This window comes from Shewanella sp. YQ_9 (assembly GCF_043103185.1).
Taxonomy (GTDB): Bacteria; Pseudomonadota; Gammaproteobacteria; order Enterobacterales; family Shewanellaceae; genus Shewanella; species Shewanella algae.
Genome location: NZ_JBICJO010000026.1, coordinates 19375 through 33467, shown reverse-complemented (window position 1 = coordinate 33467; position 14093 = coordinate 19375). Strand labels below are relative to the sequence as shown.

At 52.5% G+C, this 14093-nt stretch carries 14 protein-coding genes; 13 read left to right on the top strand and 1 reads right to left on the bottom strand.

Annotated elements, in window-relative coordinates; genetic code table 11:
• Positions 1-18: 18 nt before the first annotated feature.
• Positions 19-822 carry a type I methionyl aminopeptidase gene (map, locus tag ACF8D4_RS07370; protein ID WP_028779850.1) on the bottom strand — a complete coding sequence of 268 codons (804 nt, stop codon included), beginning with the start codon at positions 820-822 and terminating at the stop codon, positions 19-21.
• Positions 823-1239: 417 nt separating this feature from the next.
• On the opposite strand from map, the gene rpsB reads away from it, so the two are divergent.
• The 13 genes from rpsB to lpxA all read left to right on the top strand — a co-directional run bounded on the left by rpsB (position 1240) and on the right by lpxA (position 14089).
• Positions 1240-1968 carry a 30S ribosomal protein S2 gene (gene rpsB, locus ACF8D4_RS07365; RefSeq protein ID WP_025010979.1) on the top strand — a complete coding sequence of 243 codons (729 nt, stop codon included), beginning with the start codon at positions 1240-1242 and terminating at the stop codon, positions 1966-1968.
• A 132-nt stretch (positions 1969-2100) separates the two neighbouring features.
• Positions 2101-2952 carry a translation elongation factor Ts gene (gene tsf / locus ACF8D4_RS07360; protein WP_044734899.1) on the top strand — a complete coding sequence of 284 codons (852 nt, stop codon included), beginning with the start codon at positions 2101-2103 and terminating at the stop codon, positions 2950-2952.
• Positions 2953-3021: 69 nt separating this feature from the next.
• Positions 3022-3753 (top strand): UMP kinase, encoded by a 732-nt coding sequence (gene pyrH, locus ACF8D4_RS07355; protein WP_025010980.1) that lies wholly within the window; start codon positions 3022-3024, stop codon positions 3751-3753.
• Positions 3754-3781: 28 nt separating this feature from the next.
• The gene (gene frr / locus ACF8D4_RS07350) at positions 3782-4339 is read left to right on the top strand and encodes a ribosome recycling factor (protein WP_025010981.1); all 558 of its coding nucleotides are present in this window, start codon (positions 3782-3784) and stop codon (positions 4337-4339) included.
• A gap of 84 nt (positions 4340-4423) precedes the next feature.
• Positions 4424-5251: a polyprenyl diphosphate synthase gene (uppS, locus tag ACF8D4_RS07345; protein WP_028779852.1), complete on the top strand. Its 828-nt coding sequence runs from the start codon at positions 4424-4426 to the stop codon at positions 5249-5251.
• 20 nt (positions 5252-5271) lie between these two features.
• Positions 5272-6129, top strand: a complete 858-nt coding sequence (locus tag ACF8D4_RS07340; RefSeq protein WP_044734898.1) for a phosphatidate cytidylyltransferase — start codon at positions 5272-5274, stop codon at positions 6127-6129.
• Positions 6130-6133: 4 nt separating this feature from the next.
• Entirely contained in the window at positions 6134-7324 is a 1191-nt protein-coding gene (gene ispC / locus ACF8D4_RS07335; protein WP_044734897.1) for a 1-deoxy-D-xylulose-5-phosphate reductoisomerase, read from the top strand.
• 15 nt (positions 7325-7339) lie between these two features.
• A complete protein-coding gene (gene rseP / locus ACF8D4_RS07330; RefSeq protein ID WP_392464841.1) occupies positions 7340-8722 on the top strand; it encodes a sigma E protease regulator RseP in 1383 nt (460 codons plus the stop codon).
• A 31-nt stretch (positions 8723-8753) separates the two neighbouring features.
• A complete protein-coding gene (bamA, locus tag ACF8D4_RS07325) occupies positions 8754-11237 on the top strand; it encodes an outer membrane protein assembly factor BamA (protein ID WP_025887252.1) in 2484 nt (827 codons plus the stop codon).
• 58 nt (positions 11238-11295) lie between these two features.
• Positions 11296-11793, top strand: a complete 498-nt coding sequence (locus tag ACF8D4_RS07320) for an OmpH family outer membrane protein (RefSeq protein ID WP_037466989.1) — start codon at positions 11296-11298, stop codon at positions 11791-11793.
• Between the two features lie 4 nt (positions 11794-11797).
• Entirely contained in the window at positions 11798-12823 is a 1026-nt protein-coding gene (lpxD, locus tag ACF8D4_RS07315; protein WP_107110913.1) for a UDP-3-O-(3-hydroxymyristoyl)glucosamine N-acyltransferase, read from the top strand.
• A gap of 37 nt (positions 12824-12860) precedes the next feature.
• Entirely contained in the window at positions 12861-13322 is a 462-nt protein-coding gene (gene fabZ, locus ACF8D4_RS07310; RefSeq protein ID WP_025010987.1) for a 3-hydroxyacyl-ACP dehydratase FabZ, read from the top strand.
• Entirely contained in the window at positions 13319-14089 is a 771-nt protein-coding gene (gene lpxA, locus ACF8D4_RS07305) for an acyl-ACP--UDP-N-acetylglucosamine O-acyltransferase (protein WP_025010988.1), read from the top strand. The genes fabZ and lpxA overlap by 4 nt, the downstream gene beginning before the upstream one ends.
• Positions 14090-14093 lie beyond the last annotated feature (4 nt).

The following is a 14093-nucleotide window of genomic DNA, read 5'->3' as shown; positions in this document are numbered from 1 at the left end:
TATTCCTTGGGTGACGCCTTATTTGGCGTGATTGATGATCCTCGGGAAATCTTCCTCAGCGCGCAGCGTCAGAACTTCTACGCCGGTCTGGGTGATCAACAGAGTATGTTCCCACTGAGCTGAATTTTTACCATCTGAGGTGGTGACAGTCCAGCCGTCATCCTTGTTCAATACAGAAGTGTGGCGACCGGCGTTGATCATCGGCTCAATGGTAAAGCACATGCCTGGACGCAGTATGGTCTTGTCGTTGTTTTTGTAGTGCACTACCTGTGGCTCTTCGTGGAAACCGGCGCCGATACCGTGACCGCAGTAATCCTGCACTATCGAATATTTGTCCAGGCCTGACTTGCTGGCCTTGATAAACTTCTCGACCGTGGTGCCAATTTCACCCAACTGCATGCCGGGGCGAACTTTACGAATGGCGGCGTAGAGGCTTTCCTGAGCGATACGGCACAGGCGGCGATCTTTTGGGCTGACATCGCCAATCAGGAACATTTTGGAAGTGTCGCCGTGATAGCCATCCTTGATGACAGTGATGTCGATATTGAGAATATCGCCGTCCTTGAGCACGCGATCGCTGGGAATACCGTGGCAGATCACCTCATTGATAGAGGTACAGATGGACTTGGGAAAACCATGGTAGTTGAGCGGCGCAGAGATGGCGCCTTGTTCTTCCGTGTACTTGGCGCAGATATCGTTGAGCTCGTTGGTGCTGACCCCTGCCTTGACGTGCGGGGCTATCATTTCCAGTACACTGGCGGCCAACTTACCGGCGGCACGCATTTTCTCAATTTCGTCTGCTGTCTTGATGACTATACTCATGGGGGTTTTCTCTTAATAACCTGTGTCTTGGCCAAGGCCAATCCAACTTGTTTGTGAAACGGTAAAATAACGCTCCTGGCGCGGCTTTGAACTGAGTTTAAGGCCGACATATGAGCGGTAAAAAATTTGTGTTTGCCGGCGATTTATGGTATAAAGCGCGCCGTTATGTTTGACTCTAAGTGACTTTGAGCTGACGACTCTACGAGTTCGAATTGACTTCAAGTCGGGCTGCCTTCGGTGGGTGATCCCATTTCGTTGGCAGGTCAGAGTAAAGATGGCGGCCATTATACATGGCATTTAACTCAAATACTAAATCACACACGTATCGACACATTCTTCGGGGTGCCCGCGGCTTGGCCAAAGGGTCGAAGACATGGGATGCGTGGAGGTCTAACCCCTTAAATTAAGGTATAGAAAATGACTACAGTTTCAATGCGCGATATGCTCCAGGCCGGTGTACACTTCGGTCACCAAACCCGTTACTGGAACCCGAAGATGAAGCCTTTCATCTTCGGCGCCCGCAACGGTGTACACATCATCAACCTCGAGCACACTGTGCCAATGTTCAATGAAGCTCTGGCTTTCATCAGCAACATTGCTTCCAAGAAAGGTAAAATCCTGTTCGTAGGCACCAAGCGCGCTGCCAGTGAAGCCATCAAAGAAGCTGCCGTATCTTGCGAGCAGTTCTACGTGGACAAGCGCTGGCTCGGCGGTATGCTGACCAACTGGAAAACCGTTCGTCAGTCAATCAAGCGCCTGAAAGATCTGGAAACCCAGTCTGTTGACGGTACTTTCGACAAGCTGACCAAGAAAGAAGCGCTGATGCGTACCCGTGAGCTGGAAAAGCTTGAGAAGTCTCTGGGTGGTATCAAGAACATGGGCGGTCTGCCAGACGCCATTTTCGTTATCGGTGCCGACCATGAACACATCGCTATCAAAGAAGCCAACAATCTGGGTATCCCAGTTGTTGCCGTAGTAGATACCAACTCTGCTCCAGATGGCGTTGACTACATCATTCCTGGTAACGACGACGCTATGCGTGCAATCCGTTTGTATGCTGAGTCTGTAGCTGCTGCTGCCAAAGCTGGCCGTGGTCAGGACCTGGCTGTTCAAGCTGAAGAAGACGGTTTCATCGAAGCTGAATAATAAGGTGCGATGCTAGTACATCACCCTTATTAACCAAGAGATATGATTGGTTAACAGGGGCCATATGGCCCCTGTTTTATACCTGATTATCAACAGGTTAAATTTGTCGAATTATCAATTGAGGATTTAACAATGGCAATTACTGCTGCCCTGGTTAAAGAACTGCGCGACCGTACTGGCGCAGGCATGATGGATTGTAAAAAAGCCCTGACCGAAACTAACGGTGATATCGAAGCTGCAATCGATAACATGCGTAAGAGCGGCGCGGCCAAAGCGGCCAAGAAAGCCGGTAACATCGCTGCCGAAGGTACTATCCTGATCAAGAACGGTGCTGGTTACACTGCTCTGGTTGAAGTTAACTGCCAGACTGACTTCGTAGCAAAAGACTCCAACTTCCTGGCTTTCGCCAACGAAGTTCTGGAAGCTGCCGCTGCTGCCAAAGTGACTGTTGAAGATCTGAAAGCTCAGTTCGAAGAAGCGCGTGTTGCCCTGGTTGCCAAAATCGGTGAAAACATCAATGTTCGTCGCGTTGAGTACATCGACGGTGACAAAATGGCTTTCTACCGTCACGGCGATCGCATCGGTGTAGTTGTTACCGGTGAAGCCGATGAAGAAACGCTGAAGCACATTGCAATGCACGTTGCTGCCTCTAAGCCTGAGTACGTTAACCCAGAAGACGTTCCAGCCGAAGTGGTTGAGAAAGAGCGTTCCGTTCAAGTTGAAATCGCTATGAACGAAGGCAAGCCTCAGGAAATCGCTGAGAAGATGGTTGCCGGCCGCATGAAGAAGTTCACCGGTGAGGTTTCTCTGACTGGTCAGCCATTCATTATGGAGCCAAAGAAAACTGTTGGTGAAGTTCTGAAAGAGAAAGGCGCCACTGTGACTAACTTCATCCGCCTGGAAGTGGGTGAAGGTATCGAGAAGAAAGAAGAAGATTTCGCTTCTGAAGTAGCTGCCCAAATCGCTGCTTCCAAGAAGGCTTAATCGCCAATTCTTAACCCTCCCAAGACCGCAGCAGCCGCTGCGGTCTTGTTATGACCAGGACAGAAAAAGATGAGCACCAACCCAAAACCTGCATTTCGACGTATTCTGCTGAAACTGAGTGGCGAAGCCCTGATGGGCGAAGAAGGCTTCGGTATCGATCCCAAGGTACTGGATCGTATGGCCCAGGAGATTAAAGAGCTGGTTGAGCTCGGCATTCAGGTTGGCGTGGTCATCGGTGGCGGAAACCTGTTCCGTGGTGAAGGACTGGCCAAGGCTGGTATGAACCGCGTGGTGGGCGATCACATGGGTATGCTGGCGACAGTGATGAATGGTCTGGCGATGCGTGATGCGCTGCACCGTGCCTATGTTAATGCCCGTCTGATGTCTGCTATTCCGCTCAATGGTGTGTGCGATAGATACAACTGGGCCGAGGCTATCAGCCTGCTCAAGTCCGGACGTGTGGTGATTTTTGCTGCCGGTACCGGTAACCCATTCTGTACTACAGACTCTGCTGCTTGCCTGAGAGGGATTGAAATTGAAGCAGAAGTCGTGCTAAAAGGCACTAAAGTTGACGGCGTATATTCGGATGATCCGATGAAGAACCCCGAAGCCGTCAAATACGATGAACTGAGTTACACTGAAGTTCTGGATAAAGAATTGAAAGTCATGGATCTGGCCGCTTTCACCATGGCCCGTGACCACGACATGCCTATATTGGTCTTCAATATGAATAAGCCAGGTGCACTGCGCCGGGTGATCATGGGTGAAGAAGCCGAAGGCACGCTGATCAAAACGAAATAACCGACTGATTGCAAAAAGGACATTTAACGTGATTGATGCGATTAAAGAAGATGCACAGGTTCGTATGGACAAGTGTGTAGATGCCACCAAGGCGCAAATGGCCAAAGTGCGTACCGGCCGTGCTCACCCTGCATTGCTGGACTCTATCCAGGTGTCTTACTACGGCACCATGACCCCGCTCAAGCAGGTGGGTAATATCTCTGTTGAAGACAGCCGCACTCTGGCGGTTAACGTATTCGACCGTAGCATGATCCAGGCCGTAGAGAAGGCGATCATGAGCTCAGATCTGGGCCTGAACCCTATGTCTGCCGGTGCCACTATCCGTATCCCTCTGCCGGCCCTGACCGAAGAGCGTCGTCGTGATCTGGTTAAAGTGGTTCGCGCCGAAGCCGAAAACGGCCGCGTGGCTGTGCGTAACGTTCGTCGTGATGCCAACTCTGCGGTGAAGAACCTGGAGAAGGAAAAAGAGTGTACCGAGGACGATGTACGCCGTAGCGAAGAGGAAGTGCAGAAGATAACTGACGCACATATCAAGAAGATAGACGAGCTGTTGGCCGCAAAAGAAGCGGAATTGATGGAAGTCTGATATTGACTCGCTAAACTAGAGTTGATGCGCCGTGTAGGGGTATACTACGCGGCGTTTGTCTATTTATAAGGGTTGTTTATTCAGATGTCATCCAATATGGAAGCCGATCCTACGACTCCAACCAGCACCGGCGACTGCCTGACCTCTGAGTGCTTACCGGAGCAGCTTTCAGAGCTGGTAAAGCAGTCTATCCCGCAGCATGTGGCTATCATTATGGATGGTAACGGCCGTTGGGCTCAGGCCCAGGGTAAACCCAGAGTCATAGGCCATAAGGCCGGTGTCAAGGCTGTGCGCCGCGCCGTGAGTACCGCCAGGCAACTCGGGGTACGTTCACTGACCCTGTTTGCGTTTTCCAGTGAAAACTGGCGTCGTCCGGATCAGGAAGTCAGCCTGCTGATGGAACTGTTTTTTACCGTGCTGCGCCGGGAAATCAAACTGCTGCACCAAAACGGTGTCCGGCTGAACATCATAGGTGATACCAGCCGCTTCTCCGAGAGGCTGCAAAAGCAGATCCGCGCAGCCGAAGAGAAAACCGCCGCCAATTCAGAGCTTATCCTCAATGTTGCCGCCAACTACGGTGGCCGCTGGGACATAATGCAAGCTGCTCGTAAACTGGCCGAAAAAGTAGAATCCGGTGAAATGACCAGCAGTCAGTTCAGCGAAGAGGCCTTGGCAGAACATTTGTGCATGCAAAATCAACATGAAGTTGATTTAATGATCCGTACGGGCGGGGATTACCGCATCAGTAATTTTATTCTCTGGCAGGCGGCTTATGCCGAGTTGGTCTTTACCGACACCCTTTGGCCGGATTTTGATGAGCAGGCGTTTCGCCAGGCAGTGGCGACTTTTGCCAGCCGCCAGCGTCGTTTTGGTCTGACCGGAAGTCAGATAGAAGAAATACGCAGCGTATAACATCTTACGAGGGACATTTTTTGCTAAAACAACGAATAATAACAGCAATTTGGTTAATCCCACTAGTTATGGGGGCTATCTTTTTGCTCCCGGCAAGTTATTTTTCATGGGCCTTGGTGGCGGTATTTCTGATTGCGGCAAAAGAATGGGGCCGCATTATCGACAGCCGCTGTGAGGTTACTCAATGGAGTTTTACCGCTACCCTGGCGATAGTGCTGGTGGCGATTAATCTTCTGGTTCCGGCCGATGCCGTCTGGTCCAGGGGCCAGTTACACCCCATTATGCTGGCCATCATTCTTATCGGTGCCTGTTGGTGGTTGTTCTCTCTGGTGCTGGTGATCTCCTATCCCCGCAGCGCCAAACTTTGGCAGGGCAGCCCTATGCTCAAGTCCATGTTCGGCCAGTTGACCTTGCTACCTTGTTTCGCTTCCCTGATAGCCCTCAAAGCGCTCAGCAGTCCTGCTGACCCTTATTTTGGCGGTATCCTGGTGTTTTTGGTGATGCTGACGGTATGGGCCGCTGATTCAGGGGCCTACTTTGCCGGTAAGGCGCTGGGACGGATTAAACTCATGCCCAATGTCAGCCCGGCCAAGACCCTGGAAGGTTTGCTGGGTGGCCTGCTGACCACCATGGTGGTAGTGGCCGGGGTCAGCTATTTCTCTCCCGAACAGGAGCTTGGACTGCTGGTTGCCGTGACCCTGTTTACCGCACTTGCCTCGGCGCTTGGCGATCTGTCCGAGAGCATGTTCAAGCGCGCCGCTAAAATTAAAGACTCGGGCACCATATTGCCCGGCCACGGTGGTGTGCTGGATCGCATCGACAGCCTGACCGCAGCCTTGCCCGTCTTTACCCTTATCTATATTGCATTCTGGATGTAGTGCTATGCAAAACATGGTGATTTTAGGAGCGACTGGCTCAATTGGTGCCAGTACCCTCAGTGTGATCCAACATAATCCGGCGGCATATCATGTTTATGCGCTGGTGGCCAATACCAATGTGGACAAGATGGCCGAGTTGTGTGCGATCCACCGACCTGAAATTGCCCATATGGTTTGCCCTCAAGCGGCCAAGGCATTGGCCGAGCGTTTGGGTGCCGGCTCGGATACCCGGGTCAGTACCGGCGAGTCCGAACTACTTGAGCTGGTGACTCACAGCCGGGTCGATACCGTGATGGCGGCCATAGTTGGCGCCGCCGGTATGATACCAACACTGGCATCAGTCAAGGCAGGTAAGCGAGTGTTGCTGGCCAACAAAGAGGCGCTGGTAATGTCCGGGCGCTTATTTATGGAAGCCACCCGCCAATCGGGCGCGACTCTGCTGCCGGTAGACAGCGAGCACAACGCTATTTTCCAATGCCTGCCGGAAGCCGTGCAGCAACAGCTGGGTTATTGCAACCTTCAAGGTGCAGGGATTTCATCGATTCTGCTCACCGGCTCAGGCGGGCCATTTTTGAGCGCCGATCTTGCCAGTCTGGCGAGTGTGACGCCGGCCCAGGCTATCAAGCATCCCAACTGGTCCATGGGGCCTAAAATTTCTGTCGATTCGGCGACCATGATGAATAAAGGGCTTGAGTATGTAGAGGCGCGCTGGCTCTTCAACGCCAGTGCCGAGCAGCTCAAGGTGGTTATCCACCCCCAGAGTGTGATTCACTCCATGGTGCAGTATCAGGATGGCAGCGTGCTGGCGCAGCTGGGTAATCCGGATATGCGCACCCCGATAGCCCATTGTATGGCCTATCCAGAGAGAATTGTCTCCGGGGTTGAACCTTTGGACTTTTTCAAAGTCGGACAATTGAGCTTCTGTGAGCCGGATTTTGCCCGCTATCCCTGTCTGGAGCTGGCAATGAGTGCCTGCGCTTCGGGCCAGGAAGCCACTACAGTGCTTAATGCAGCCAATGAAATGGCCGTCGCCAGCTTCCTTAAAGGGGAAATCGGCTTTACCGATATCGCCCGGGTCAATGAAGCTTGTTTGGCGCGTGTGCCGCAATCGCCTTTAAATTCCATAGCGGATATTCTGGCATTGGACGGCCAAAGCCGTCAGTATGCCGAGGAAGCTATCGCCGGATGCAAGTGAGGAAAATAAGGTCTGATGTTTGATTTTTTATGGAACCTGGGCGCTTTTATCGTCGCCTTGGGGATACTGATCACTGCCCATGAATATGGCCACTTTTGGGTAGCCAGGCGCTGTGGTGTCAAGGTAGAGCGTTTCTCCATTGGCTTTGGCAAGGCGATCTGGCGTCGCCTCGGTAAAGATGGCACCGAATACGTGATAGCCATGATCCCGCTTGGGGGCTATGTCAAAATGCTCGACGAGCGGGTCGAGGATGTGCCCGAAGAGCTTAAAGATCAGGCCTTTAATCGCAAGAGTGTCTGGGCGCGTATCGCGATAGTCGCAGCCGGGCCGATAGCCAACTTTATCTTTGCCATTTTCGCGCTCTATATTATGTATCTCATCGGCGTGCCTTCACTCAAGCCGGTGATCAGCGATGTCAGACCCGGCTCGCCTGCGGCCGTGATGCAGATAGATGGCCCACAGCAGATAGTGGCGGTTTCCGGGCAAAAGGTACGCAACTGGGAAGAGGTGAATCTGGCGCTGGTCGGTCATATCGGCGATGACAGCATGAGCTTGACCCTGAGGCCTCTCAGCCAGGCATCTCAGCCAGATGATGGGCTTGAGCCTTCCGGACGCACCTATCAGTTGGATATTCGCAACTGGCGTTTCGATCCGGAAAAAGAATCCCCCTTCAGCACCCTGGGGCTGGATATTTTCCGTCCGGATGTGATCCCTGAAGTGGAGACGGTTACCGATGGCGGAGCGGCTGCCAAGGCCGGGGTCAAGGCCGGGGATATTCTGGTGGCCGTCAATGGTGAGGCATACAGCGACTGGCAAACCTTTGTCGGACAAATTAAAGTATCTGCCGGAAAGCCGCTGCAATTGACGGTTAAACGCGGCGGTGAGCAACAGACCTTCACTCTTATCCCGGACAGCCGCAAGGGGGCCAGTGGGGAAATGGAAGGTGTCATCGGCCTGGCGCCCAAAGCTCCCAAGTGGCCGGACAACATGCTGCTGGATCTGCAGTATGGCCCGCTTGAGTCTATTTCGGTGGCGGCAGATAAAACATGGCAACTTGTGGTAGTCAGCTTTAAGATGATCGCCAAGTTGTTTACCGGTGATGTTTCGGTTAAAAATTTAAGCGGCCCCATCTCCATCGCGCAGGGGGCCGGTAACAGCGCCAACATAGGGTTGGTCTATTTTCTCGGGTTCCTCGCCCTGATAAGCGTAAACCTCGGCATTATTAACCTTTTGCCGTTGCCAGTGCTGGACGGGGGACACTTGATGTATTACTTGGTGGAAGTAATAACAGGTAAGCCTGTATCCGAACGGGTACAGGAAATTGGATTCAGATTTGGGGCGGCGTTGCTGCTGATGTTGATGAGCATTGCCCTTTTCAATGATTTTGCCCGACTCTGAGCAAGGACAGACAAATAATTAGAAGTGCGCTATGCGATTGAATAAACTTTTTGCCTCGATGTTATTAGTCGGCGCGTCGTTTTCAGGGAATGGTTGGGCAGAGTCTTTCCAGCCTTTTGAAGTGACCGACATCCAAGTTGAAGGTTTGCAACGAGTGGCACTCGGTGCGGCCTTGCTGAGTTTGCCTGTCAAAGTGGGCGACACAGTCGATCAACTCAAGTTGCAACAGGCGATAAAGAGCCTGTATGCCTCCAGTAACTTTGAAAATGTTCAGGTGTCCCGCGATGGCGGGGTGCTGATAGTGTCGGTACGTGAAAGACCGACCATCAGTGCCGTGACCTTCGAAGGTAACAAGGACATCAAAGATGAACAGTTGCAGGAAAGCCTGGATGGCAGTGGTGTGAAAGTGGGCGAAGCCCTCGACCGCACCATGCTCTCGGGTATCGAGAAGGGCCTGCAGGACTTCTACTACGGCGTGGGCAAATACGGCGCCAAGGTCGAGGCTCAGGTGATTAACCTGCCTCGTAACCGGGTAGAACTCAAGTTCAAGTTTACCGAGGGTCTGGCGGCCGAAATCCGTCAGATCAACATAGTGGGTAACGAGCGTTTCAGTGATGCCGACCTTATCGGTATGCTGGAGCTCAAAGACTATGTGGCCTGGTGGGATCTGTTCGGCGAGCGCCGTTATCAGAAGCAAAAGCTGCAGGCCGACCTCGAAACCATCAAGACCCACTACCACAACAATGGTTATATCCGTTTCAAGGTGACCTCGACTCAGGTGGCGATGACGCCGGACCGTAAGGGCCTCTACATCACCATTAACGTCGATGAAGGCGACCAGTACAAGGTTAAGGAAGTCAACCTGACCGGTGAACTCATGGGCCGTGAAGAGTTGCTCAAGGGTATCTTGCCTATCAAGGCCGGTGAGCAATACAACGGCGCCGATGTTACCTTTACCGAAGAGATGTACAGCAAGTATCTGGGTCGTTTCGGTTATGCCTATCCAGAGGTGAAGACTTTCCCTGAGATCGATGATGAAACCAAGGAAGTCACCCTGAATGTTAACGTCAAGCCCGGCAAGCGTGTTTATGTCCGCTCCATCAACTTCACCGGTAATACAGTGACCAAAGATGAAGTGATGCGCCGTGAGCTGAGACAGATGGAAGGGGCTTGGTTAAACTCGGCCTTGGTCGAGCAATCCAAGGCGCGCCTCAACCGTTTGGGCTACTTTGAAACAGTCGATACCGAAACCGTGCAGGTGCCGGGCACAGACGACTTGGTGGATGTGGCCTTCAAGGTGAAAGAGCAGCCATCAGGCTCCTTTAACGCAGGTGTAGGTTATGGTACCGAGTCAGGTCTGAGTCTGCAGTTTGGGGTTCAGCAGTCCAACTTCCTCGGCACGGGTAATCAGGCCGGGATTAACCTGAACACCAACAAGTACTCCAAGAACGTCAACCTGTCTTATACCGATCCTTATTTCACCAAGGATGGGGTCAGCCTGGGTGGCAGCATCTACTGGAACGAGTTCGACGCCAACGAGGCCAACCTCGAGCGTTATAAGAACAGCTCCTATGGGATTGCACTCAACAGCGGTTTCCCCATTAACGAGTACAACAGGATCAATGGCGGCATAGGCTATCGCCATAACACCATTTCTGAAATTTCCAGTTATGAGCAGGCTATCCGTTTCTATAACATTTACCGTGACAGTGATGACCCCAACTCTGACTTGAGCTTCGACAACTTCGAGCTCAGCCTCGGCTGGTATCGCAGTACCCTTAACCGCGGAACCTTCCCAACCGACGGTTCATCCCAGCGTTTGAGCGGTAAGATCACGGTTCCCGGTTCTGATCTGCAGTACTTCAAGACCGACTTTGACACCAGCTTCTACTGGCCGCTGACCCGCAGCCACAAGTTTGTGCTCTTGACCCGTGCCCGTTTGGGGTATGGTAACGGTTACGGTGGTTTCAATGAAAACGACCAGATCCTGCCATTCTGGGAAAACTACTACTCAGGTGGTTCCAGCTCACTGCGTGGCTTTAAGTCCAACTCCGTGGGCCCAAGGGCCTTCTATCTGTATCGCGGCAGCGAGCCTTGTTCACCCAATCCGGATGGTGAAGGCTGTAGCCTGCCGGGCGATCCAAACCAAGTTTACATCAGCTCAGGCCGTTCTATCGGTGGTAACGCCATCGCCACGGCCAGTATGGAGCTGATTGTGCCGACTCCTTTCCTGGATGAGGCCTATAGCAACTCAGTACGTACCAGCTTCTTTATCGATGCGGGTAACGTCTGGGATACGGAGTTTGATTATGACTCCTATCGTTTCTTGCCGGCAGATGAGTTTTCCAAGTTGGCCGATTACAGTGATCCGAGCCGTATCCGTGCTTCCTGGGGTCTTAGCCTGCAATGGCTGTCACCCATGGGCCCCATGGTGTTCAGCCTGGCCTGGCCTGTTAAGGAATACGACGATGACGAGACCGAGATCTTCTCGTTCAATATTGGCAAAACTTTCTAAATTACATAAACTCGGCAAGCATTGCTGAAGAAAAACAAGGAGTCTGATTTTGAAAAAAATGGTAAACGGCGCACTGATGACGCTGATGTTGATGGGTGCTCCCCTGGCCGCACAAGCGGAGAAACTGGCGGTTGTCGATATGGGCGCTGTGTTTGAACAACTGCCACAACGCGAGCAGATCAGCAACGCACTCAAGACTGAATTCGGCGATCGTATGGCTGAAGTACAGAAGCTGCAGGAAGACCTCCGTGGTTTGCTGGAAAAGCAGCAGCGTGATGCCGCGCTGATGAGCGAAACGCAAAAGACCGAACTGGTTCGTAAAATGGAATCCCTGAAGGCTGACTATCAGCTCAAAGGTAAGGCGCTGGATGAAGATCTGCGTCGTCGTCAGGGTGAAGAGCAAAACAAACTGCTGGTAAAAGTGCAGAAGGCTATCAACACCATAGCTGAAAAAGAGAAGTACGACATGGTACTGCAACGTGGCGCCGTGGTTTATGTTAAGCCAGCTGCCGACATCAGCTCCAAAGTGGTTGAAGCCTTGAGCAAAGGCAAGTAAATCGATGAAGTCTTTTTCGTTGAAAGAGCTTGGCCAGCTGTTAGGGGCCGAAGTTCGTGGGGATGACAGTGTGACTGTCTCCTCTGTGGCGACACTTGAAAAGGCGCGGCCGGATCAGATCACCTTTCTGGCCAACACCAAATACCGTAGCCAGCTGGAGCAGACTCAGGCTGGTGCGGTATTGATCTCGCCTAAAGAGTTGGACGGTTTTGCCGGTAACGCCTTGGTGCTCAATGACCCTTATGTCGGCTTTGCCAGAGTTGCGCAATTGCTGGACAGCACGCCGGTTGCAGCAGAGGATATCCATCCCTCGGCGCAAATTCATCCCAGTGCCAAACTGGGTGAGGGCGTTGCGGTGGGGGCCAATGCGGTCATCGGGGCCAACAGTATTTTGGGCGAAAACGTCCAGATAGGTGCCGGTACAGTGGTCGGTCAGGACGTTATCATAGGCTCGGGCAGCCGCCTGTGGGCCAATGTCACCGTCTATCACGATGTACATTTGGGGCAAAACTGTATCGTTCACTCTGGGGCCGTTATCGGCTCCGATGGTTTCGGTTATGCCAACGAACGCGGTCAGTGGATCAAAATCCCTCAGACAGGCGGCGTGCGCATAGGTGACAGAGTAGAGATTGGCGCCGGTACTACTATAGATCGCGGCGCGATCGATCATACTGAAATCCATGATGGCGTGATAATCGACAACCAGGTGCAGGTAGCTCACAACGATGTCATAGGTGCCAACACTGCGATTGCCGGCTGCACAGTACTGGCAGGCAGCGTGACTATAGGTAAACATTGTATTATTGGTGGCAACTGCGCGATTTCCGGTCATCTGAGCATTACGGATGGGGTGCACGTCACTGGCAGCACCAACATTACTAACGATGTTCGTGAACCTGGGGTATACTCCTCGGCCACTGTGGCCATGCCCAACAGGCTGTGGCGTAAAAATACGGTTCGCTTCCGTCAGTTGGACGAGCTGTTCCAGCGGGTCAAAACCCTGGAAAAAACCGTTAAACCCCAAGATTAATACCGCTGTGCGTTAAGCGGCATGAGGAAACGAGTTCGTGTCTAATCAATTAAATACAATGGATATCAAAGAGATTTTGGCTTACCTGCCACATAGATATCCATTTTTGTTGATCGATAGAGTACTGGATTTTACTCCGGGTGAAACTCTGCACGCGATCAAGAACGTCACCATCAATGAGCCTTTCTTCCAGGGGCATTTCCCTGTTCAGCCGGTTATGCCTGGCGTGCTCATTCTGGAAGCCATGGCGCAGGCCACCGGCTTGTTGGCGTTCAAGACCATGAGCGACAAGCCGTCTCCGGACGTGCTGTATTATTTTGCCGGTATCGACAATGCTCGTTTCAAGCGGGTTGTTGAGCCAGGTGATCAACTGCACTTTGAAGTGAAGATGATCAAGGAACGCCGCGGGATTGGCGTTTTCTACGGCGAGGCCAAAGTGGATGGTGAGCTGGTGTGTTCAGCCGAAATCATGTGTGCCCGCAGAGAGATTAGCAAGTGATAGATAAATTAGCTTTCGTTCACCCCGAAGCCAAGATAGGTAAAAATGTCACTATCGGCCCCTGGAGCTACATAGGGGCGGATGTGGAGATCGGCGATGACTGCTGGATCAGTTCCCACGTGGTTATCAAGGGACCCAGCATCATTGGCAAGGGCAACCGGATTTTCCAGTTTGCCTCCGTTGGTGAAGATTGCCAGGACAAGAAATATGCCGGTGAACCTACCCGGCTTATCATGGGTGATAACAATATCATCCGTGAATCTGTCACCATTCACCGCGGTACGGTGCAGGACAACAGCGAGACCCGTATCGGCTCCAATAACCTGTTTATGGCCTATGTACATATCGCCCACGACTGCGTGGTGGGCGACAATGTGATCATGGCCAACAACGCCTCTATTGCCGGTCATTGCCATGTGGGTGACTGGGCTATTCTCGGCGGTATGACAGGGGTGCACCAGTTTGTGCACATAGGTGCCCATGCCTTTACTGCAGGTTGCTCTTTGGTACTGCAGGACGTGCCTCCCTTCGTGATGGCCTCTGGCCAGGCGGCCATACCACGTGGTCTGAATATGGAAGGCATGAAGCGCCGCGGTTTTGCCAAAGAGACCCAGCAAGCGCTGCGCCGGGCCTACAAGACCCTGTACCGCAGCAGCCTGACTCTGGAAGAGGCCGTTGCCGCCATGGCTGAAGACGCCGCAAAAGAGCCGCAGGTACAAGCATTTGTTGATTTTGTGACCTCCTCGAATCGAGGAATTATTCGCTGACACA

Excerpts from the sequence above, each read along its gene's own strand:
- map (WP_028779850.1), bottom strand. The coding sequence starts at position 822 with ATGAGTATAGTCATCAAGACAGCAGACGAAATTGAGAAAATGCGTGCC.
- rpsB (WP_025010979.1), top strand. The coding sequence starts at position 1,240 with ATGACTACAGTTTCAATGCGCGATATGCTCCAGGCCGGTGTACACTTC.
- tsf (WP_044734899.1), top strand. The coding sequence starts at position 2,101 with ATGGCAATTACTGCTGCCCTGGTTAAAGAACTGCGCGACCGTACTGGC.
- pyrH (WP_025010980.1), top strand. The coding sequence starts at position 3,022 with ATGAGCACCAACCCAAAACCTGCATTTCGACGTATTCTGCTGAAACTG.
- uppS (WP_028779852.1), top strand. The coding sequence starts at position 4,424 with ATGTCATCCAATATGGAAGCCGATCCTACGACTCCAACCAGCACCGGC.
- ispC (WP_044734897.1), top strand. The coding sequence starts at position 6,134 with ATGCAAAACATGGTGATTTTAGGAGCGACTGGCTCAATTGGTGCCAGT.
- rseP (WP_392464841.1), top strand. The coding sequence starts at position 7,340 with ATGTTTGATTTTTTATGGAACCTGGGCGCTTTTATCGTCGCCTTGGGG.
- bamA (WP_025887252.1), top strand. The coding sequence starts at position 8,754 with ATGCGATTGAATAAACTTTTTGCCTCGATGTTATTAGTCGGCGCGTCG.
- ACF8D4_RS07320 (WP_037466989.1), top strand. The coding sequence starts at position 11,296 with ATGGTAAACGGCGCACTGATGACGCTGATGTTGATGGGTGCTCCCCTG.
- lpxD (WP_107110913.1), top strand. The coding sequence starts at position 11,798 with ATGAAGTCTTTTTCGTTGAAAGAGCTTGGCCAGCTGTTAGGGGCCGAA.